This is a genomic window from Bradyrhizobium sp. CCGB20, assembly GCF_024199855.1.
Classification (GTDB): domain Bacteria; phylum Pseudomonadota; class Alphaproteobacteria; order Rhizobiales; family Xanthobacteraceae; genus Bradyrhizobium.
Window position 1 is genome coordinate 1,551,659 of the sequence record NZ_JANADN010000001.1, and the last position, 22,311, is coordinate 1,573,969.

14 protein-coding genes and 4 pseudogenes are annotated in these 22,311 nt (G+C 57.0%); 13 read left to right on the forward strand and 5 right to left on the reverse strand.

Going from position 1 to position 22,311, the window contains the following annotated elements; genetic code table 11:
* Window positions 1–426 precede the first annotated feature (426 nt).
* Window positions 427–890 (forward strand): annotated as a pseudogene (locus NLM15_RS07210) (LLM class flavin-dependent oxidoreductase); the annotation flags it as partial.
* A gap of 136 nt (window positions 891–1,026) precedes the next feature.
* Here NLM15_RS07210 and NLM15_RS07215 read toward each other — a convergent pair.
* The gene (locus NLM15_RS07215; protein WP_254116316.1) at window positions 1,027–1,368 is read right to left on the reverse strand and encodes a hypothetical protein; all 342 of its coding nucleotides are present in this window, start codon (window positions 1,366–1,368) and stop codon (window positions 1,027–1,029) included.
* Window positions 1,369–2,727: 1,359 nt separating this feature from the next.
* On the opposite strand from NLM15_RS07215, the gene NLM15_RS07220 reads away from it, so the two are divergent.
* Window positions 2,728–3,273 carry a hypothetical protein gene (locus NLM15_RS07220; RefSeq protein WP_254116317.1) on the forward strand — a complete coding sequence of 182 codons (546 nt, stop codon included), beginning with the start codon at window positions 2,728–2,730 and terminating at the stop codon, window positions 3,271–3,273.
* A 1,366-nt stretch (window positions 3,274–4,639) separates the two neighbouring features.
* Window positions 4,640–4,844 (forward strand): annotated as a pseudogene (locus tag NLM15_RS43900) (cold-shock protein).
* Window positions 4,845–6,249: 1,405 nt separating this feature from the next.
* On the opposite strand, the gene NLM15_RS43905 reads toward NLM15_RS43900, so the two are convergent.
* Both NLM15_RS43905 and NLM15_RS43910 read right to left on the reverse strand, forming a co-directional pair.
* A complete protein-coding gene (locus NLM15_RS43905; RefSeq protein ID WP_375166815.1) occupies window positions 6,250–6,624 on the reverse strand; it encodes an NAD-dependent epimerase/dehydratase family protein in 375 nt (124 codons plus the stop codon).
* Window positions 6,540–6,863, reverse strand: coding sequence for an NAD-dependent epimerase/dehydratase family protein (locus NLM15_RS43910; RefSeq protein WP_375166932.1), 324 nt, complete (start codon window positions 6,861–6,863; stop codon window positions 6,540–6,542). The genes NLM15_RS43905 and NLM15_RS43910 overlap by 85 nt, the downstream gene beginning before the upstream one ends.
* A gap of 49 nt (window positions 6,864–6,912) precedes the next feature.
* Here NLM15_RS43910 and NLM15_RS43915 point away from each other — a divergent pair, with 49 nt between their 5' ends.
* On the forward strand, window positions 6,913–7,053 hold the full coding sequence (locus tag NLM15_RS43915) for a hypothetical protein (protein ID WP_375166959.1): 141 nt from the start codon (window positions 6,913–6,915) through the stop codon (window positions 7,051–7,053).
* A gap of 132 nt (window positions 7,054–7,185) precedes the next feature.
* On the opposite strand, the gene gmd is transcribed toward NLM15_RS43915, so the two are convergent.
* Window positions 7,186–8,271, reverse strand: a complete 1,086-nt coding sequence (gmd, locus tag NLM15_RS07235; protein WP_254116318.1) for a GDP-mannose 4,6-dehydratase — start codon at window positions 8,269–8,271, stop codon at window positions 7,186–7,188.
* 794 nt (window positions 8,272–9,065) lie between these two features.
* Here gmd and NLM15_RS07240 point away from each other — a divergent pair.
* The 6 genes and pseudogenes from NLM15_RS07240 (at window position 9,066) to NLM15_RS07265 (ending at window position 17,141) form a co-directional block, all read left to right on the forward strand.
* Window positions 9,066–9,266 (forward strand): hypothetical protein, encoded by a 201-nt coding sequence (locus tag NLM15_RS07240; RefSeq protein WP_254116319.1) that lies wholly within the window; start codon window positions 9,066–9,068, stop codon window positions 9,264–9,266.
* 28 nt (window positions 9,267–9,294) lie between these two features.
* A pseudogene (locus NLM15_RS07245) lies at window positions 9,295–9,610 on the forward strand (hypothetical protein).
* A 1,647-nt stretch (window positions 9,611–11,257) separates the two neighbouring features.
* Window positions 11,258–12,112, forward strand: coding sequence for an electron transfer flavoprotein subunit beta/FixA family protein (locus NLM15_RS07250; protein ID WP_254124165.1), 855 nt, complete (start codon window positions 11,258–11,260; stop codon window positions 12,110–12,112).
* Window positions 12,113–12,146: 34 nt separating this feature from the next.
* Complete coding sequence (locus NLM15_RS07255; protein ID WP_254116320.1) at window positions 12,147–13,415, forward strand: dicarboxylate/amino acid:cation symporter; 1,269 nt, start codon at window positions 12,147–12,149, stop codon at window positions 13,413–13,415.
* 2,396 nt (window positions 13,416–15,811) lie between these two features.
* Window positions 15,812–16,243 carry a response regulator gene (locus NLM15_RS07260; RefSeq protein ID WP_254116321.1) on the forward strand — a complete coding sequence of 144 codons (432 nt, stop codon included), beginning with the start codon at window positions 15,812–15,814 and terminating at the stop codon, window positions 16,241–16,243.
* 244 nt (window positions 16,244–16,487) lie between these two features.
* Window positions 16,488–17,141: an FkbM family methyltransferase gene (locus tag NLM15_RS07265; RefSeq protein WP_254116322.1), complete on the forward strand. Its 654-nt coding sequence runs from the start codon at window positions 16,488–16,490 to the stop codon at window positions 17,139–17,141.
* Window positions 17,142–17,514: 373 nt separating this feature from the next.
* Here the strand turns inward: NLM15_RS07265 and NLM15_RS07270 are convergent, their stop codons facing one another.
* The gene (locus NLM15_RS07270) at window positions 17,515–17,934 is read right to left on the reverse strand and encodes an H-NS histone family protein (RefSeq protein WP_309144917.1); all 420 of its coding nucleotides are present in this window, start codon (window positions 17,932–17,934) and stop codon (window positions 17,515–17,517) included.
* 1,975 nt (window positions 17,935–19,909) lie between these two features.
* Here NLM15_RS07270 and NLM15_RS07275 point away from each other — a divergent pair.
* The 3 genes and pseudogenes from NLM15_RS07275 to NLM15_RS07285 form a co-directional block, all read left to right on the forward strand.
* Window positions 19,910–20,131: pseudogene (locus tag NLM15_RS07275) on the forward strand (anthranilate phosphoribosyltransferase); the annotation flags it as partial.
* Window positions 20,132–20,136: 5 nt separating this feature from the next.
* Window positions 20,137–20,964 (forward strand): indole-3-glycerol phosphate synthase TrpC, encoded by an 828-nt coding sequence (trpC, locus tag NLM15_RS07280; protein ID WP_254116324.1) that lies wholly within the window; start codon window positions 20,137–20,139, stop codon window positions 20,962–20,964.
* A 796-nt stretch (window positions 20,965–21,760) separates the two neighbouring features.
* On the forward strand, window positions 21,761–22,261 hold the full coding sequence (locus NLM15_RS07285; RefSeq protein WP_254116325.1) for a flavin reductase family protein: 501 nt from the start codon (window positions 21,761–21,763) through the stop codon (window positions 22,259–22,261).
* Window positions 22,262–22,311 lie beyond the last annotated feature (50 nt).

The window sequence follows — 22,311 nt, forward strand, 5'->3', positions numbered from 1 at the left end:
CCGCTCACCTTTTTCGGTCAGGCTCTTAGGAAAATAGCTCGTCTTCGACTCCCGCATGCCAGCGTTCTCTGAGACGATGCTGAGGAGGTGATGCCAAGCAGAGACGCTCATGATGCGCAACCACATCGTCGACCAAGTGACTCATTTCACCAAGCCGACAGCTTGCTGATGCTGCTGTGCGTATATGGGCTAATGAGGCGGAAATGCGTCCGCCGGGACGGTTCCGAGACGACTGTAGCGCTTCTGAATCAAAAACATAACCGATGATCATGAATGACGCCTGAGCCGCGCGGTCTCGATGGACGCGGCGGCACGATGCTGCCTGCCTCGGACCGTCGCTCTTCTTCACGCAAAGCCCAGTTCTTGAGGGACAAACAGGATGACTGCGACAACAATCCGGTCAAGTTCGCCTTCTGGGCCGGCCTCATGATTTCGTCGATCCCGCAGCGCACTAGCTGGGATATTGATTACAATCGCAAGCTTGCCCGGATCGCCGAGAAGGGTAGTTTCGACTATGCCTAGAACCAGATCAGATTCACCGCAGGTTATGGCGCCGACACGAAGCGCGAGCCCGTCAGCTTCTCCCACCCGCTCCTTGCCGCGACCGAAAAGCTCAAAGTTGTTGCCGCTCTCCTTCCGGGCCTTGGAATCCGGCGCTGGCCGCAAAGCAGATGGCGACGATCGACCAGCTCACCAACGCGCGCGTTGCGGTCAACATCGTCTCAGGCTGGTTCCGGGGCGAATTCTATGCGATCGGCAAGCCCTGGCTGGATCATGACGAGCGATAGCGCTGATCGGAGAAAGTTATCACCGCCCTGCGCGGGCTCTGAACCGAGGAAACTTACAAGCTGATGGGCGACTTCTATCGGTTCAACGACTATTCGCTCAGGTGGTCGGCCTCGCGCACCGCGTACGCTTGTCCGATAATGTCTGCTCCTTTCCTCTCCGGAACGTTCATGGCGCACTTGCGTCCGGCGCGTCCTGAAATGGAAGCGGACGCGGAAAGCCTTCAGAGTCGAAGTTGCGTTACCATTTCCACGTATCGGGGCTCGTATCGGTGGCAAGTACCCGGATTCCGTGATCGCTGATGGTGACAATGGCATAGGTGTAGCCATCGTCACAGTTCAGCTGGTACTCCCCGTCCCCGTGCGACCAGCGCCAATAGTTCCGGCTGCCGCTGGAGGGATAAAACTGTTTTCGCAGCGAGCCCTTGCCAGGCTCAAGACCATTGACGTCTAGTTTGATCTCGTTGCCGCTGCTTCTCCACAAAACATGGCCCTTCAGCTTTTTTTTGGTCAGATTCACCACGAAAAATTCGTGCTTTCCTTGGCCCGATTGCCCCCTTTTTGTACTCTCTTTTGTTCTCATCGCCGACCCTCATGGCCTCTCCTTCGCGCGCGAGAGACTGATTCGGCGGAGAATGATAGGGTAACACTGTCGCCTCAACTACCTAATCCGGTGGGCTGGCATTCACATGCAATCCGCACTTCGCCTATCGCTTTTGCGCATCTCATAACGGCGACTTCAAATTGGCCCCAGCGTGAGCCGCGCTCGTTGTTGGGACAACGCAAACGCATAGCTGCGCATGAGCGTGGAATGCGAGATGCGAAAGGTCTTCGGCGGCCAGATCTATCTGCTACAGGCGCTGCGCTTGACCGGAAGGCCAAAGCGAGACGTTTTACCCGAAAGCGCAAGCGTTGCATATGATGACGATAAAAGCGCAAGACGTACATTCATCGAGAAGACAGTTCTAATCTCCGGTCTACCCGTGCTCGCACTGCTTGCCGACTCGTACATGCCTTAGCGAATTCAGCCCAATGTCCTTGCCTTTGCGACCGCCCTGGCGTCTGCCTTTAGGCTCGCTGAGCCGTGTCATGAGTCGCTGGCGTCGAAGCCATGTTCCGGCAAGAACACCATAGGATCGTGGTCACGGAAGAGTGACGATCTGAATATGGCTATCGGCCCAGCTGTCTTCGGCGATCTGCTGCAAATGGCAAAGGTGCTCGCCTGAGCCTGCTTCTAATCGGATTGCATTCAACGAGGTCTTCAGTCGGCTTGCGAGCCAATAGAGGCGAGTCCTTGAGCCTGTGCAGGAGGGACCAGTCACGCTGTGGCACTCCGGGCTGACTTGGACGGCGAGCAGCAGTTGACGTGATAGGCCGCACACCCGCGGCGGCGGCTGTTGCTGCTCGACAGGCCGTCGATGGCCTCGCCCGCTTGTCGTTGAGCTCCTCTTCCGAGCACTCGAGCTAAACAAGGAGCTGTGCCCTCGATCCTGGTAGCTGAACAAAATTCGACGTGGCGCTACGCTGTTCCGATTGCGCGGTCGCCCTTGAGGAACCCTGGCGCAACACTCGCCTCGCGCAACGCTGACGAGATCAAGGCGTTTTACCTCGGCGGCGCACTGCACGTCGGAAAAACAGTGCCTATGCACGCCCGCTGCTTGGATTCGCGAGAAAAAGGGCCGGACTGACAATGGGAACAGCCAAGCTGGCGCACAAGTCGATCAAGTCCGCATGCTGCCATCGATGCGACCGTGAGAGTCCATGCCGATAGCAATGATCTCGAAAGCCGCTTCGCCAAAGAGAATCTAACGGCCTTGGCGGATGCGGGGTGGACCGGCATACTGAACGAAACCCGCTTGGGCGGCCTTGGGCTTGGCCATGTCGATTTTGCTGAGCTGCCTATCGTATCGGTCAGCATCGACAGGCCTAGCCTACGTCATGCATGTCGGCGCGGCTCAGACCATCAATCTATGGCACCGACGACCAGAAGGAGCGCTGGCTGAAGGCGGAGAACGGCGCGTTGTTGGGCACATATTCGACCAGCGAACGCGCGACCGGCGGACACTGGTGGTATAATCTGTCAAAGGCGTCGCGTGATGGCGGCGAATATCTTCTCGATGGCAAGAAATCATTCACAACGAGCTCCGGTCAAGCCGACCTCTATGCGGTTCAGACACGCGCGCCCGCCGTAGGACCAAGCCGACATTGTCTTCTTCATCGCGGACGGCAGATCTCCCATGAAACGAAAACTTGGAACGCCCTCAAGCCGAAAAGGCAAATCCTGATCCCGCTAAGGGAGTTCAAGGTGCACGGCGCCGAGGTCACGAATCAGGTCGCAGCCGCTGCACTGACGGTGACAGGAGGTTACGGCTATCACCGAGGGCCGAGCGAACGTTCCTTCCGCGGCTCTCGTGCAGCCACTGCATGGGGCCGTCTAACATCATCGCTCGGGACTGGATTGGCAAACCGCTGGTCGGCCGCCGCTTGAGCTGTTCTACGAAGGGAGAATAGTTCGAACGCCGCATAGCGATACTCTTAAGGATCGGTCCCGTGCATGATGGGCGGAAAGGCAAGCATTGGCAGTCGCTATGAGCTCGCGCTACCAGCTGCGACGGACGTCGACAATCGCTTCCGCCCAAGAACCTCCGCATGCTCCCGGTATCCGCTTCTTGGCCTGTTCGCCGGCATTGGCAGCCTGAGATTTCCATCGCCTAGGCAATGTACCAGACGGCAAATAGCGCGAGCGCGGCAAGAGCACAGATGATCATTGTCCTGTTGATCACTGCACGTCTTTCGATTTTGTCGGCCGCATATCCGCAATCGCGAGCAATCATTAGTAACTTGTCTCGTTCAAGATCTCTCGTCGATCGCTCGGATTCCGCCAAATAGATTCGTTCCAGACGCCGAAGTTCTTTCGCGTCTCGCATTCCGCGCCCATGCACAGCCATGCACACTGCCCCAATTCAACGCGATTCCATCGGACCGACTCGAAGTCGCCAATATGTACTTGAAATCTACCCACCAAGTGAGGACTGTATGTGAATGCGAGCCTACTAAATCAGGTAGTTGAGACGACAGTGTTACCTTGGCAGTTTCCACGAAAACTCGTCTTCGCGCGGAGGCAAAGACCTGAGGGGCTCTGACGAGAAGCAAAGAGAAGGCGCAATATGAAGCAACGAAAGGCGGATAAAAGCACGAATCGTTCGTGGTGAGTCTGACTAAAGGGCGAAAGGGGCGTTTCTTGTGGAAACGAGCGGCAACGAGATCAAGCTCGATTTGGTTGGCGCTTCAATTGTCCTAAACGCTCGCTCGCCCGTTCTGTAGTCAGAGCCGCAGTCGCCCATAGCCTGCGCTCAGCGCAATTGTAACATGGCCGCGGCCGCTTCGGTCACTCGTGCAATTCACCAAAGCCACGAAGAGAGCTCTTGACGAACAAAGCGCTATGGAGTTCGCCCCGGGGGGTTCTATCTTCGCAACACCGCGACGGGCACATTGATGGTCATTGGCAACAACAACAGGCTTGCTCGATCTCCGGCAACTCGCGCAATCGAGCAACGGTTCAGCGCGATGGACAAGCCTTAGATGGATACGATGCGGCTGAAACCGTCATCAACCGAACTGACTTCATAAGAAGTGACGTGGAAATCGTTCTCACGGCCGCATGCCGTGGATTTCCCGTGCGCGTGTGGGCTACAACGCAGATCATCACGTTGTGGCATCGCCATTGTACGCCGCTCAGACTCCCATGACATCGCTCGATGTTACAATACGCACGGTTCCACGCTGCGGATGGCCTTGATGCCAGTAGGAGCTTTTGGCTAAAATCGCGTGGGTTCAGATTGGAGTTGCTGTGGGTGGCGTTAGGTACTGTGAAATGGTTCAATCCGACTAAGGGCTATGGTTCATCAAGCCAGATGATGGCGGCCGTGATGTCTTTGTGCACATTCGTGCCGTTAAAAAGGCGGCCACACCGCGCTGGCAGAGGGTACAAAGATCAGCTACGAGATGATAGCCGGACGTTCTGGCAAAATGTCCGTCGATAATCTTCGGCTTGGATAGTCTTGCTCGCGTAAGCAAAAAGCAACCGCGCCATGGTCATTCTGGCGCCGCCTCCGGCTGGTCCGCGAGGCGGAGGTTCGGCCTCAGCATCAGCATATCTTCGCAGAGCGGCTGAGTCCGGATCCTTATCTGGCACTTTATTGCTAGTGCCCCTATAGGGCGGCAATTGTCTGGGTTGCTTGAACGGGTGACTACGCTGAAGCATTCTAAACGCTGCTTTTGCCTTGAATGTGGGCTCGCCGTGAACGGGAACAAGGCGCCTCGATGGGCAGGCTAGCTTGAAATAGAATGCATCCCGAATGGACTCTTGAGGCACGCCGCTCGTTTTGCCGATTCGCGAACCAGACCGCTTTCATCAAGATTCACAGGTGGAGGATATTTTTTGGAAGCGGCATTCCTGGCGGGAGACATTTTTCGAAGGCGTCGGTGGGCGCTTCGCCCGAAGTTGCCGCACCTCAGATCTCGTGCCGGGGAGCGCCTGCTAGTTTAATGCGATGAAATGCCGCGCACTCTCGCGGCCATTGGCGGAACTTCGGCGGCACATAGCTTATACTGCGAAGTTCTCCTCCGATTGCCCGCTACTATCTGCGCAACATGTGGAGCTACGCTGGCGCTGGAGACCCGGCTATCTCTTGAGATCCGTACTAAGGGGCGAATGGGATGGACGGCGCTGCGTGGCCTCAGGTTCGGGCGATCTTTCATCCACCGATGGGGCGCCGCAGCGTTCCTCAACAATCTGGAAGCCGCCTCCACAGCCATAAGCCGAACTGAATGGGTCATAAGATGGATAAACATCGGAGATGCCCATCGCGTTCTTGGTGATACCAATACAGAGAAGGGGATACTTTGACGAGGCGTTGCAGGACCTGAAACATTCAGCAAAATCTTGAATGTCGCCTCGGAGTTGTCCACTCGGCTCTAGCGGGCGAGTGCAAGCTTGGGTCGGCGCGGAGACAGGAAATTTTCGCCATCAGTACTCCATGCGAGAACGGGATCGAGCAGGGATGTGCGGAAATCAAACCTTAACGGGCGAGGCGTTCGTGCGGCATGGAGGACAGCGAATCCGGTCGTGCTCATCGTGAAGCCGAACGGCAGGGTATCGAGTTCTCTAGTTGAGAGTACGTCAAAGTGCCATTTTCGATTGATTTCGTGTACGCCAGGATCGCAGTCCACATTAGCAGTGAGGAGCATGAGCGTAGAGTATGGGAACCAAATGCTCGGCCGCGGTATTGGCTGCGTTGACGCGTTGGACCTGATCGGTTCGCTCTCCGAGGAATGTTATCGAGGTACCGCCTGGCTGCAGTCAGAATCGCAAGGACTTGAACGAAATGGGCGCGGTCGTTTCTCGAGGACCGCGGTAGTCCTAAAATCTTCGCGGTGCGAGCGCCGAGGGGCGAGCGCTAGCTTAAATCTTCTTCAGTCCTCGTTTGATGTCAGAAAGGCTCGGTAAGCCTGCTGGATGCCGTCTTTCAGAAAGGTTTTTCGCGCGCCAGCCGAGCTCTGCGAGTCGGGTGACGTCGAGCAATTTACACGGCGCCCCGTTGGGCCGAGAGCTGTCGAAAGTGATCTCACCGCGATAGCCAACGATATTTGCGACGACGCGGGCGAACTCTCCGATGGTGATGTCCTCTCCTGTGCCAATTTCGACGAGCTCGGCGCCGGAATAGGCCTTCATCAGGTGTACGCAGGCATTCGCTATGTCATCCACATAGAGAAATTCACGGCGTGGCATGCCCGTGCCCCACACCACGACACTTTTTGCGTCAGAGATCTTGGCCACGTGAAAGCGGCGATCAGCGCTGCGATCACGTGGCTATGCTCGGGGTGGTAGTTGTCGCCTGAGCCGTACTGGTTGCTCGGCATCACGCTGATGAATTCGCTTCCGTACTGACTACGATAGGCTTTCACCATCTTGATGGCGGCGATCTTGGCAATTGCATGGGGCTCATTGCAGGGCTCGAGTGACCGGTCAGCAGCATGTCTTCGCGCAACGGTTGGGATTGCAAGTTTTGGATAGATGCGAGAGGAGCGGTCACATCAGCTTCTCGACCCCGTTGAGGTTCGCCGCGTGGACGACATTCGCGGCAATCGCGATGTTGTCCTAAATAAGCTCGGCGCGCAGTGTATCATTTGCGACGATGCCGCCGACCTTGGCGGCAGCCAAGAACACGACCTGTGGGGGTGTTTGGACGAACCACCGAACACCTGAGCCTGATTGCGTAGATCTATCTCGCTTCGGTCCAAAGTGACAAGGCGCGCGTTTTCCTGCGCAAGCCGACGCATCAGCGCGGCGCCGACCATACCACGATGGCCGGCGACATAGACCGTCTGACCCCTCAGCTCAAACAGTGTTACGGCCACCAACGGCCTCCCGCTTCGCCTCGTCCAGGTCGCTTGCTACCATCTCCTGCACGAGCTGTGCAAAGCTGCGCTTCGGCTTCCACCCCAGCTTTTGCCGTGCCTTGCTGGCATCGCCAATGAGGAGGTCGACCTCGGTCGGCCTGAAATAGGTCGGATCGATGCGGACCACGGTCTTACCGCTCCTCACATCGACGCCTGTCTCATCGACGCCCTTGCCGCGCCACTCGATCTTGCGGCCGACCTCGGCAAAGGCAAGATTGACCATCTCGCGCACCGACCGCGTCTCGCCGGTTGCGAGCACGAAATCATCGGGCCTGTCCGCCTGCAGGATCATGTGCATGCCTTCGACGTAATCACGTGCATGCCCCCAGTCGCGCTTGGCCTCGAGGTTGCCAAGATAAAGCGAATCCTCGAGACCAACCTCAATGCGGGCGACGGCGCGGGTGATCTTACGGCTGACGAAAGTCTCGCCGCGGACCGGACTCTCGTGATTGAACAGAATGCCGTTACTGGCGAACATGCCGTAAGCTTCGCGGTAGTTCACCGTGATCCAATAGCCATAGAGCTTGGCCACGCCATAGGGTGAGCGCGGATAAAACGGCGTTGTCTCCTTCTGGGGAACTTCCTGAACCAGGCCGTAAAGCTCGGACGTAGAAGCCTGGTAGAAGCGGATCTCTTTCTCCAAGCCAAGGATCCGGATCGCCTCAAGAAGGCGCAGCACGCCGATCGCGTCAGCATTTGCCGTATATTCCGGACTTTCAAAGCTAACGCCGACGTGGCTCTGGGCGGCAAGATTGTAGATCTCGGTCGGTCTGATCTGCTGAACCAAGCGAATCAGATTGGTCGAGTCGGTCATGTCGCCATAGTGCATAAGAAATGGCACACTTCCGACATGCCGATCCTGATAGAGATGATCGACGCGCGCGGTGTTGAAGGAAGAGGACCGCCGCTTGATGCCATGCACGACATAGCCAAGCGACAGGAGATGTTCGGAGAGATAGGCGCCATCCTGCCCGGTCACGCCGGTGATCAAAGCGACACGCCGTTGAGAGTTTTGATTAGTCAAGTTTCATCCTGGTGCAACCGAACCGATCGGCTTGCGCGTCCCTCAGCCCCCTCTGGCCGCGAGTACCTGGCGGGAGCTGCATCGAGCCGCGTCAAAACCACTTCCTTGATAAGGAATTGAGTGCTGAAGGACAATAGACATCTACAGCGCTGATTTCGCAGCAGTTTTTGTCTGTCTCGGTGTTCTTGCCTGCCGGAAAGGCGGTTCAGAACAGCTGTGCCGGACAGTCCGCGTGGTGTCGCTAACTTCCTTGAACGCTAGGTGAGGATTTTGTGCGCCGATGCATAACTCCTTGGATCAATCAAAATCAGAATCCGCCTAGCAAGCAGTGTCGTCCAACCCTTCTTCTCGCACGATGGTTTGGGAGCCGTTAGGATGCAGGGACGGCCAAGCGGCATCGGATCAGGCCACGGCCAGCCATTTCCATCGCCGCCTTGTGCTTGGTTCCAAGCGAAAGCGAGCCTCCGCGCAGTGCCCTGCTGTCGTTCGAGGGAGCGAGGGGTAGCGTGAGCGCTTGCTGAAAAGAAATGGTCCCCAAGATAAAGCATTTCGAGGGCTGCAAGCCGGCATCGTTCAGGTTTATGCGCCAGCCTGAAAACTCGAACCGGAGTACGAGACAACGGCAAACGCGGTCGGATCCGAACGCGCCGCCATCGAATGACGAGTTTGAACAAACGTCCACGGACTCTTTTGCAGGCGCAGAAGAAGCGTCAGACGATGCGTGAGTTATCCCACTTGAATTCAGGAACGCACGGTCCGTATTATCATCATGGCAGAACCGGGGAGATCTCCAAATGCTGGATACGGCTACCGCAGGGCTTCTGCGCGCTGTCCTCGAAGAGGTCTGCGCGAGCATTTCGCGCTATGAGACAGGCGTGCGCGCGCATGTCGCTGCTAAGCTTCTGGAAGCCGCCATTAGAGGTGAAACGATGCCCGACCGTTTAAAACAGATTGGCCTCGAAGCGCTTCGCGATGCACCGACGATGTGGCGGTAGGTGCGGACAAACTAGTTTCCCCACTCAGGTGAACTTCCAGGTTACCGTTCTAAAGATCCTTGTGAGCTACCCGGACGGTTTCGCGCCGATGGCTGAGCTTAAGAGCGACATGGCCATTCTGGCTACGAGCGGTCGAGACTGGGCCGAGCGCACCAAGAGAATGGTCGCGCGCGTCCCGAACCTCGACATTTTTTTCGCAGAAGCTTGTTGAGCGGGGCAATGGTGGCTGGCGCATCACTGAAAAGGGACGTGCCCTGCTCGATCTGATGGAAGCGCGTGCGGCCGCTGCGGAGGCGCCGCTCAAGACAAACCCATCTGTGCCCGCCCGCCGAAGCCGAGGATGAGCCGATCGGTCAGGGCCGATGATCCAAGCCCGATGCCGCCCTATTATCCCTCTATCACTCAACCGAGTTCGTTCTCCGCATAGGGTAATCGGACTTACCTCGTTGGCGGATAAGCCGGAGATCGGCTGAAGCCATCGAATAGTGCGCTCCCTGCGAGGCCTGTATCGTCCCGCGCTGGGCGCATATACCGACTGATGTAACGATCACGGAACGCACTTCGGACAGACTCGATCGCTCTGCGCGACTACCCGCGTCTCACACCGAGAACCAGAAAACGCGTGTGAGGATGCAGGCCGTGGAGAACCCCCTAGAGCCGCCGGTAGCTTGCCTCTCGCGTGATGCGATTACGCCCAATTCGAATCCGCGGTCACACCGCGCCGCTCATGTCGTGGGCTATAAAACCAAGCAGAAAATTGAGGCGACCCACAGCGCTACGTGCTTCCACCAGGACAACTGGCGCTCGGACGTCTCACGCGCTATCGCCGCAGCCAAGCCGCCCAAGCTCATTCCTGCCATCATAATTGAAAACAAATCAATGCCTTCCATAGGCGCTCCGTTCAACCGGGCGTGCCATTGCTGCCATTGTGTTCCTGTTGGTTTTTTCCGAAATGCTCTGTGTCTGCTTCCGAACAAGCTCGGTAAGCTCGGAAGCTATTGCAGCTCGCGTGCGGGCGAGGAGGTCAGCGCTGACGCCGAGGCGAACAGGAAAAAGCCGTCAGGCGAACGGCCACCCGAGAGGGCTATTGAATGTGCAACCATGCAAACAACTGTGTCCGGTCCAGGCAAGCCAAGTTCCGTTTAATCTGCTTACTCATCCAAGAGAAAGTCCTGCAACCTGACGCTACGTTTGATTTAACCCCGAACGAGATTCCTAACAGCCGGTTCGTAGAAGCTCTGCTTGAGCTCAGAAGAACACTTGATGCCTACGTGGAATCAAGTTGTCCGGCCTAAGAGCGGTCGCCATTCGCGAATGTTAGTTGCGCCCCACTTGCTGACACCGAGCTCTTGAGCGACATCAATGCGGCTCCAGAGCGTCTCCATCTACGTTGCATTTGTAGCCGAACAACCGACCTCTCGGGTTGCTGAGGCTATGGGCTCGGATTGCTAGGCAGTCCGGGCCCACTATCTGCGAACCGCGTTTGACAATTCGAATTGAGTTGATATTTCAGCAGCCATTCCTTCAATGCCGTTCGTGCGCTCTTGGAATCAGCGTTGTGGGTGTGTGGCACGCTACTTGCTTTGACAACGTAGCATCGCCGCCCAGCCTGGTGATGCAGGGGCGGGCCTGGCGCGCCCCGCTTGTACGTCACGCCCGCCCTACTCTCTGACTTAGAGGCTCCCGTCGGTTTGGCGGAAAGAAATGCATAACTTGACGCGGTCTTAGATTCAGGGCCGCCCGGAGGGATCGTCGTATGGAAGGTCGGCGCGGACTGCAGCCGAAGCGTTGCTTGGTCGCATGCGGCCTGAACATGCGAAACAGATTGTCGGATCTGAGACGTGCCGTCAGAATCGCTGAGCGGGTGACACCAACTTCGCCCTCAGTGAACTCACGCCAACCTGCATCAACATCTAAGTGTTGAACCACGTCTACTGGTATGAGACATGCTGTTTCGAATCAATTCCTTGCTGCTCTTGGAGAGAGGATCGATGCATAACGTCGTCTGCATAAAGCAAGTGCCGGACTCAGCGCAGATTCGCGTACATCCCGTGACGAACACCATCATGCGCCAGGGCGTACCGACTATCGTTAACCCTTACGACTTGTTCGCGCTGGAAGCTGCGCTGGAGCTCCGCGACCAGTTTGGCGGCGAGATCACTATTCTGACCATGGGACCTCCAGCCGCGGAAGATTCGCTGCGGAAGGCACTGACGTTCGGTGGAGATCGCGCGGTGTTGCTCACTGATCGTGTTTTCGCAGGGGCCGATACGCTTGCGACCAGTTACGCGCTGGCAACGGCGATTCGCAAAATTGGAGAGGAGTACGGCCCGGCCGACCTCATATTTACGGGCAAGCAGACGATTGATGGTGACACCGCTCAGGTTGGGCCTGGGATCGCCAAGCGGCTTGGGGTGGTGCAACTCACTTATGTCGCGGGGATCACCAGGCTCGATCTTGAAGCGCGCGCGATCGAGGTCGAACGACGCGCGGAAGGCGGTGTGCAGGTGCTGCGCACAAAGCTGCCATGTCTTATTACCATGCTAGAGGCGACAAACGAGATTAGGCGAGGAAGCATGATCGACGCCTTACGTGCGGCGCGCACTCCCATCGTGAAGTGGAGCGCACATGATGCAGGCGTCGCAGATATCTCAAAATGTGGTCTTAAAGGCTCACCGACTATCGTTAAGCGAGTCTTCGGCCCTTCGCAGCGTGCCGAGAGAGCAGTGTTGGTGGAAGGCGCCGAGCAACCTGTACCAGCGTTGATAGACGAGATATTCAAGCACCGGCCGAAGCTTGAAACTGAACTTGCAGCCCTGGCGCGCGCTTCTGAGCAGGCGCCGTAGTGAATCTCTTGCGATCGTCGCGCCGTGGTGGGTTATGAAGCCGTGGTACAAGACTCTCTACGCCCAGGTGCTGATCGCCATTGTCCTGGGCACCATCGTTGGCTGGCGGTGGCCCGCGCTCGCCACCAACGACTGGATCAAGGCGATGGGCGACGGCTTCATCAAGCTGATCAAGATGGTGATCGCCCCGATCATCTTCTGTACCGTGGTCTCAGGCATCGCCCATATTCAGGACGCCAAGAAAGTCGGTCGCATCGGCATCAAAGCGCTAATCTATTTCGAGATCGTCTCGACCTTTGCGCTCCTGATCGGCCTCGTTGTGGGTAATCTCGTTAAGCCGGGTGCCGGGTTCGGGAGCGGCGCAGTCAACGCCCAAGCGGTGGCCAACTACGCCAAGCAGGCCGAAGGACAAAGGAGCGTCGACTTTATCCTCCACATCATCCCTGACACCGTTGTCGGCGCCTTCGCGCAAGGCGAGATCCTACAGGTTCTGCTGTTCTCGGTCTTGTTCGGCTTCGCCATCATGGGCCTCGGCGAGCGTGGCCACGCGATCCGCAACTTCATTGATGATGCCGCGCATGCAGTGTTCGGCGTCATCGCGATCGTGATGCATGCCGCGCCGATCGGTGCATTCGGCGCGATGGCCTACACCATCGGCAAGTTCGGCTCCGGCGCGATCCTCAATTTGATCGGCTTGGTTGCAACGTTCTACGCCACTGCGGCATTGTTCGTATTCATCGTGCTTGGCGTAATCGCGCGTTTGGCCGGCTTCTCGATCTTCCGCTTTCTTGCCTACATCAAGGACGAGCTGCTGATCGTGCTCGGCACCTCGTCCTCAGAAAGCGCACTGCCGTCCCTAATGGAGAAGCTGGAACGACTCGGCTGCTCCAAATCGGTGGTCGGTCTCGTGGTGCCCACGGGCTACTCGTTCAACCTCGATGGCACCAACATTTACATGACTCTGGCCTCCCTCTTCATCGCACAGGCGCTCGGCTTCGATCTCACTCTGAGCCAGCAGATCACGATCGTGATCGTCGCCATGCTGACCTCCAAGGGCGCCTCCGGCATCACCGGCGCGGGGTTCGTCACGCTCGCTGCGACGCTGGCGGTGGTCGATCCGCGGCTGGTGCCGGGGATGGCGATCGTGCTTGGCATCGACAAATTTATGAGCGAATGTCGCGCGCTGACCAATCTCTGCGGCAATGGTGTCGCCTGCGTGATCGTCGCCTGGTGGGAAGGTGAGCTCAATCGAAAGGAACTCAGTGGGCGCGTCTGCTGGAAATCCATCGGACGATCAACATGAGACCGGGATCGGCGGGCGCCATGCACTCGATGCCGAGGATGAGCGTCCTCGCGACCAGCCCGTACCGCCGTGACGGTCCGCTCAGCACGCGGCGCTTGTCTCTGCGGCCCCGACAGAAGGAGCTAGGTCGAGGCTTGCCGTGCGAGTAGCAAATAGCGCGGCCATTGCCGAACTAAGGAAAGAGGGGGGCGGCCACTGGTATTCTGTCAACGAGAGCGAGATGCCATAAGATCTCAAGGCCGGCGTTAAGCTCGGAGCGCAGCCGATGACGCCGAGGATCTTCAGAGCTCGTGAGCGTCGTCGCCAGCTCGCGAATGAAGCAGAGCGGTCATCTCGAGGCGGTCCCATCCAGCTCCAGAAATTGAGCGACGCTCCATGCTCCGGCAGAACTGCTTTGTCACGGCAGCTGCAACGAGCCAAGAATCATCTCTGGAGAAGTTCTGTTAACGCGTCACTCGCGCTCGCCGAGCAACGGACTTCGTCTATGTCGTGAGACAAAGTGATCGCTCTAGCCTTGATAGCAGCTATATGCGGGGGATTAAGCGCGTGGCATTCAAGCCAATTCAAGCGTTGGCTCAGTTCTTCGAGCTGAATCTGAAGAGTTCAATGTTCGCGTCTCGGCGTTGTTGGAGGGGGATGGTCCAGCTTCGCTGCGCTTGCATGATTCGTCCCCTTCTTAGCTCGCGCCAACCTCTTGGGAATGTTCGTAATGGGCGGAATTGGCAGTTCTCCTCTACCGCCCGACGAGCCGACGTCGCATCGAACCCACTCTTGTATCCGTCAAGTCTATCAGAAAACGTAGCCATCGATAAAGTGCGTTGCTGGCCAGCTGACAAAAGTAAACGTAGCTAGGCTGCTGAGTGACTTGAATCTAACGTTACGTCAGGTTGTACGATTAGAGACAATCGTGTGCAGCCTTCACGGTGTAGACGCAGTCGTCACTCGGGAAAACATTGCTGCCCGCGAGGTAGCGCATGTGAGAGCATCGGTAAACAGCAGTGAAGCTGGACGTCAAAGCTGCCCTGATCAGTTATGAGTAGCTGATGCGTCTGCCTGGAAAGTTCGAATTGGGATTGGGTTCAAATAGATCCAATCGAACTACGAGCAGCCAACCTGAGACGTACGCGCAGCGCAAGAGTCGAGCCAATCGCGGAGCAGGGTCATGCTCAGGGGGGTGTGCTGCTTCATCGAGGCGAGGCAATTGCGACATGTGCCTGCATGTCTTGACAATATAGGGGCGTACTGGCAGCGCTCGACGGTGCCCGTCTGAAGCGAAGAAGGCCTGAGCAGATGTGCGACGTAATCTTTCTGCGAGGCAAATGAGGTAACATGAGAGCGCAGATTGGAGACCAGCTCGAATCTGGTCGCGTGCGATATGGACAATTCGCGAGCGCGCCGGGATCAGGTCCTTGTGGCTTGTTCTTTGTGCAGGGGCCCTGCGGGTGTGAGCTCAAGATCATAGGATTGCTCCGCCCGCGCTGGGAGCATGTCTCCGTCTCGACACTGCGGCGTTGTCCGAATTGGCAGGAGATGTGCTTTGTCAAGGACCTGTTTTGGGATGAGGAAGAGTGCGTGATGCAGCTGCATCCGCCCCAGTCCGAATACGTGAATAACAGCCGATACTGCTTGCATCTCTGGAGGCCGACCAATCAGGGCATTCCGATGCCACCGTCGGAGTTCGTCGGCATCGTCGGGATCAATCCATCTGAAGCGGCTACCCTGGCCGCTCAAATACGAGTCAGGTGACCCTGGCCATTGAAATGGTCTGGCGGGGGAGCTCGTGCGGTTCGCGATGGCTGGCGCGCTGCATGCCGAGTCTCCGGAGAACTGCAATGAATCTCCATCGTTCCATTTTGTGGTTCTCCGAAGCTCCGCGCACTGATGCATAGTCTGTCGGACAGTACGGTCCCGCTCTCTTCGTCATTCGCCTTTGTTTCCGTCACGCGAACCCATCCACTGCTCGGATACATTCTATCGATAGAATCGACTTTACGAACCACCTGGAGGGACGGATAACTGACTCCGGTCCGAAGCGACGGAACTCAAAGGCGTACCAGGATGATTGGCACCGAGAAGAATTCTCAGGTCTACGAACATCGGGGGGCGATGCGAATTGCCGCGCGTGTTCTCTCCGACTCGCACGACGTGTTGCCAGAGGCCAGTGGTCTACGGTTGTCAGTAAACCTTCGTATAGGTCTGCCAACCCCTTCGATATCGGTAACCTACCTAGGTAGGATTGTGCCTCCCCTCGATGCCGCCTTAGCCTCGCGACGAAGGCAAGAGCGGTTCATGGCGGGTGTCTAATGCTCCTTAAAAAGGATCGTGTGCGGCACGGTCAAGTTGCTAGTCAAATCGTGCCGAAGCTGCCGAAGACGTCCCTCCTAGATTTAGTTCGAATGGCCCATAAACTCGATATCATCTCGGTCGTTTGCGATGATCCGGCGGTGTGTGAACCGACATTGGACATGCTCATTTCAGGAGGCTACGTTCCAAATCTTTTCCGGAGTGCAGATGAGTTCTTGCGTTCAAAGCGTTGCATCAGCACGTCTTGTTTGATCGCTGACATGCAGTTGTCGAACGCAAGTGGGCTAGAGATATATGAGACACTCGTCGCGTCCGGAAACGCAATTCCCACTATTCTGCTTCTGGCCGGTCCCGACGACGACAACCGAGCGCGCGCGCTGGAGATCGGCGTGTCTTGTGCTCTGAGCAAGCCATTCAGCAATGGTGAGCTGCTCGCCTGCATCACAGCGGCCCTAAGACTGAACCATACTTCGAAGGCGCCATTGAGTAAGATCATGCTCAGCTCGGCGCCTCTTCATGCGTGACCTGCGGAATAAGCTTCTGACCAGATGCCGCCTTGTAGCGGCGCCGCCGAACTTGCTTCATGTCGGTCTACGATCCCACCTTATCCAGTGATCAATAGGCGATCAACTCAAGGAACCAGGGCGCAGTCGAAAGCATCGCATACTAGGAGACGCTCGTGACCTAAGAAGTTCAGGCGTTCACTGAATTACTGCCGCAGTTCCCAGAAAGTCTAAAATAGAGATCCGTGCGAAAGGCCTAACACGCATGCTAGACCCCAACCCTTTGGAAGTACACCACCAGATCGTTTCACTTCTGGAAAATCCAAGCCCCGTTATCTTGGATATCGGCTCTTATGATGGAACCGATGCGCGACGTTTTCTCCAGCTACGCCCGCAAGCGCAGTTCTACTGCTTTGAGCCCGACCCTCGAGCGTTGCGGCGGTTCAAGAAGAACATGCAGGATATCAACAATGTGAGGCTGTTCGAGTTCGCGATCAGTGATCGCAATGGAAAGATTGAATTCCACCCAAGCAATGGGGATGGAGAGGCGGAGGGATGGGACCTCTCTGGCTCAATTCGCCGGCCAAAGAACCATCTTGCTGAGTATGATTGGGTGCGATTCGATCAGCCAATCACCGTTGAGACGCGAAGGCTGGATGACTGGAGCAGCGAAGCTAACCTGAACAAGATTGATTTGATCTGGATGGATGTTCAGGGAGCGGAGTCCGATGTCATCGCCGGCGGCAGTCGGACCTTAAGCAATACGCGCTTCATTTACACGGAATATAGCGACCGCGAGCTTTACGAAGGCCAGCTCTCCCTGCAAGCCATCCTTGAGCTCTTGCCGTCATTTGAAGTGGTAAGGCTCTATCCTCGCGAAGTGGAGGGTGACGTATTACTTAGGAGTAAGAGCTGTTAGCCGCGTCTCTGCCAATGTTTGCTGCCCGAGAAGCCATTCGAACACAGATGCGCAACCAGTTGGAGCAGGCCTTGTTAGTCAACGAAAGATCCGTGGCAAGTTACCCTTGCCACGGAAGGGCGTTCGATTCTAGCCGCGACACCGAACTCCTTTCGTGAGGGACGGTGCGGAAGTTCCTAGCCCTCGGCGTCTCGCTGCGCAGGGTTGTTTGCTCTACGTGCACCATCGACCGGGAAAGTGGGCTAGGCGAGAGCCGAGGCCCGGCAAGGTCGAGATATCGAACATTTAGACCCACTCAGGAAGGAAGTTGTAGTCGCTCGGAGCTAGGAGCCGCATAGTCTGGTCGATCGAAGCGCAATTGCTGACGGGCATGTCAGGCCTTGTGGCGACGCTTACGACGAGATCGGTCGATAAGGAAATATTCCAGCGTCCGACCGGCACGAAGTTGTGGGCTGAGCCATCGGGGTAATTTCCCACGCCCGGAACAAGTTTGCACCGGGTTCTTCGGATTTCGATACTCTGGCCGCACAGGCGGGTAGGGCCGACGCTTCCGGCCGGTCCGGGCGAGCTTGTCGACCGCTCCGATTGTTCGCAGGCGCTTGACCGTTTCCGCCGTAATACGTCGAGCTAGCGCCGCGGAGACCTTCTCGTGGAGACTCCACAACTCATCGACACTCATTGACTTCAGGCCAGTCATCTTCATTGCGATCTGCCATACTGGAAATTCCACATCGTTAGATAATCGCTCGCGAAATAATCGACAAGACGAGGGTCGCGAAACGAATAAGCTCATCAAGAACGGCGAGACGCGCCACAACGGAGCTGGAGAAAGCTACGAAGAAATCGACGGCTCAAAGTTGGAGATATCAAACGCTCAGCCGCTGCTTGAAATCTATTGGACGGTCAGTACAGGCCCACATTTTGGGCCGAGCAACCTCACTCCACGGGCTATATAGCTACCGCGGGGCGGTTCAACATAGTCGACACCATCAATCCAAAAGGACATATCGTCGATGGTAAGCTGTGGGTTAAAAGTCCATCCAGTCTGGACAGCTCTCACCACTGCGAAAGCCTCGCGGGGCGAGGACGAGTCCGGAATGATGACATCAGCATCCTGCTCACATCCTGATAGAAGCTCAATAAGCTCTTTGACCTTCATTTGGCAGCCTTCGGATCGCAGTTGAGAGGTGTCCGTCTACGCGTTCTGAAGGATCGGTGAACTCCGCGTCAAGCTGCAGGCGACCGATCGAACAAGAACCGCGCTCGAATTCTGAATTTGATTGGCATCATCTCCGCCTGTTGCGTGAAAATTTCAAGGCAGCACGGCGCTCAAGTGCCTATGCCAATAAATTCGTGCCCAGCTGAACTGTCAACCAACAGAAACGTTCTCCGCTCGTCGAGCGCCCGTTCACGCAACGTTATTCACTGCCCAACTGATGCGAGAATAGGGAGTTGCCTCAGGTGAATCGGTGAGCCAAGCGGCTCGACATCAGATTCGTCCGTGGCAATGCGAGCTTTGAGTGAGCTGTGTTGGCTGCGGATTCTGCCGGCAGGATATTGTTCCAGGGCGAGAACCTCGCAGGCTTGAATCGGACCCAGCGTCAAGTTGTATTCTCGCAGAGTGTTTTCAACTCCAATAAGGGCAATGGGCCGCACCATGATGTGCTCGCTGCTCATCACGGAAAACGCAGCCACGTTGCAAACTGAGGCTTCTCTATGACGATATTTCTAGCTCTCGTTCTGATTTTGCTCGTGGGTTTCGGGGGTGGGTACGCCGTGCACGCATGGCGTTCTCAAAAGCAGCGTGAACGCTTTCGCTTATCTGCGGCTTCCCTTCGGCCGACCTCCCGCGTCACGGAACGCCCTAGCGAACTGCCCAAGCGGAGAGCGTTTTGATGCGTCGTCGAAACGAAGCTCAAGCCCTCAGAGAAATGAAGCAAATTACGAGACAGCCTGCAGGCTGGCGGTTCATTGGATACCGCGCATGGAGCAATTTTCGGCCAAAAATGTTCCTGATCCGAAGTGACTATGGGTCGAAAGTGCCGGACGGACGAACAATGACGTCCGAGCTCGTCGATACGGCGTTCAATGAGTACAGGTCCGTGATGCGACACCTCGTTCGCGAGCCTCGCGTCATCACCTGCAGAGTCCCGCCGATCGCGCCGGCGGGGCTTCTTCTGAAGCCGTGGCGTCAATCTCGGTGCAGAACGAGATCGGTGCCATATGCGAAGCGTGCTCTGATCGCGGGCGCTGCTGGGAACGCGCGGATCGAGCGCGCGACTCCTGAGAGTTCAAGCGCCATCCGGAACTCGAATCGATACCATAAGGACTCGCATCAAAAAAGTGGCAGTCCCGAACGGGGGCCTCGTGACGAGTTTGGCAAAGGTTGGTCTGGCTGACTGACGCCCGTCTTGGCGCTGCTCCTCCTTTGGCTTGCGAACGTGTAGCATCCGCGCGTTCGCTCAAAAGGCTTGAAACTGCCGCAGCGTCAAGTTGTAGGCTTCAGAACAATCGTGACCAGGCGACTGGCGCTCCAATGGCGCGCGCGAGGCTTGTCCTGCGCGTGAATGCCAATGTGAGGGTGATGGGTATGGTGGAATTGGGATTTGAAGCATCTTACGGTCGTTGCGCGCTCTGTTGGACCATGCCAGCGACCATTGCAGCGATTTGCGGGGCGGCTAGGAACCGCATCGGACAAGCGGAAAGCAGTAACGATAGCGGGACTCTGGGTGGTGCGCGGCAGCGACGGGTAAAAGGAGGGGCTAAAGGGCGGGGACTCCGATGTGAACGCGATTGTACTGCGGAGCGTGCTCGACGGCATGCGAGGCTCATTTCGTGATGTTGCTGACTTGAACGCGGCAGGCGCTTTCATAATGGTCGGTCGCGCTACAACCTTAAAGGAAGGCGCGGCCATCGCGCAGGAATCCCTTGATGGTGGCGCCGCCGCGGCGCGCTTGAATCAGCTGGTCGCAATCTCCAACGCCAGATAGACGACATGGTCAATTCCAACATTCTGACGAAGATCGAGACATATAAGCGCGACGAGATCGCCGCTGCAAAGCGCGCGCTACCGCGTGGCGAGCTCGACGAGTGCGCGCGCCGTGCGCCTTCCCCGCGAGGCTTTCTCAGCGCAATTGAGAAGAAGCGCGCGTCGGGTAGCTATGCTCTCATCGCAGAGATCAAGAGAGCGTCGCCGTCCAGGGGGCTCATTCGCGCCGACTTCAATCCGCCGTCGCTTGCCAGATCGTATGAAGCAGGGGGCGCCGCCTGCCTCTCAGTCTTGACGGACAAACCGTCTTTCAAGGGCAGCCTTGACTTTATGGAGGCTGCACGCGCGGCCACAAACCTACCAGTGTTGCGCAAGGACTTCATTTTCGACACATATCAGGTAATCGAGGCGCGCGCCCGCGGCGCTGATTGCATCCTATTAATTATGGCAGCGCTGGACGATGGGGCTGCCCACGACATTGAGGCGACGGCCCTGGCATACGGTATGGACGTGTTGATCGAGATCCATGACCGCTCCGACCTCGATCGCGCCCTCAAGCTTCGCTCGCGGATGATTGGCGTCAATAATCGTAACCTGCGCAGCTTTGTAACAAACCTTAAGACAAGTGAAAAGGTGGCGCCATCCGTTCCGAAGGATCGGCTGGTTGTGAGCGAAAGCGGCATCTGTGCGTTCAGCGATATCGCGCGGCTCTCGCGCGCCGGTATCTCGACGTTCCTTGTGGGCGAAAGTCTGATGCGTCAGTCCGGCCTGACGGCGGCAACTAGCGCGCTGCTTTCACCCAACCAAATTGCAGCAACTAGGGCGCATCAATGACACGCAGACACTCTACCCAGTTGATGCACCGCCCTCATGTCCACTCGTTGAAGGAGGAACCATTCGCATGGTCTGTAGATCTTGAGCGCGCTCGATCGTGCAAGCCACCGCAACGAAAGGTCCTGCTGCGACGTGCGAAATCGACCGTGGGACGATGGCGGGATCCGCGAGTGTTGATCGCGCTTCTGCATGTCCTGGATCACTCGAAATCGGCGCACCGAAAGACTGGCTTGCGCACTTCTGGAGCGAGTTTAGCTGCATGTCGGCGCTTGCATCTGGAAGACGATTGGGCTCGTGTCAACCAACGTCAGGTCCACAGCGCCCGCTCTCACAAGGGGAGTGCCCGTATGGATGACCAGGAGCTAACTAGTGATAAGCTAAACAGAGGCGCGTCATTCCTTCAACGGAGAAGCCTGCGTAATGTGTTCGGCGAAGCTAAAAGGGCGCGTATCGGTCGAGGGCAGCGCGATCTCGAACCATCTGACAACGGAAACGACGTGCAAGCGCGCACGCCTCGCCCGAAATATCGAGATCGATTACTTGCGAACCCCGGCCCCCGTTGCCGAGCCATCTCAGGTTGCGGTATCGATGAGTCTCGGCAATGCCGGGTGAGCCCCGAAGTCCCGCTCAATCGCTCGACGGCCAGGAGAACTAAAACGTGCGATAATGCACAAACTGATCGGACGTCGGGCCGTAGAGCCGACAGCTGCGAGCTCAGCAATCTCTGCGTAGCGCGAGCGCTCGAACGTGGGGCTGGCCTAGTTGGCGGACTGCTGATCCTTGGTCGCCCCGCCATATGAGCGATATTCATTCAGTCGAGGCGATCGAGTTTCGCCAAGCGATGCGGAATCTGGCCAGTGGCGTTGCAATTGTGGCGACAGGCGCGGCACTTGGGCGGCGTGGGTTAACGGTGAGTTCTATCACCTCTATTTGCATAGAGCCTCCGTGTTTGCTGGTCGGCATTAATATCAATTCCGGGACTCACGACGCAATACGGGCGCACGGCAGATTCGGCGTGAGCCTTCTTTCTATTGATCAGCAGGACCTCGCGTTGCGGTTTGCCGGCCGAGACGGCTCCAAAGGTACCGAACGGTTTGATACTGCTCCCTGGGATCAGGGGATTCTCGACGTGCCTCTATTGCATGGCGCAATCCATGCTCTCGAGTGCGTTTTATGCCATTACCAGGTCGTTGGCACACACGGGATTTTTATCGGCCGAACCGTTGCGGTACGCCCAGGCAACGGCAATCCGCTTATCAACTGTCGCGGCGAACTTCGAACATTACTACACGATTGAACAGTCTTTTCAGTGGCGTTTCAACACTGGCAGCTACACGCGTGGCTGGA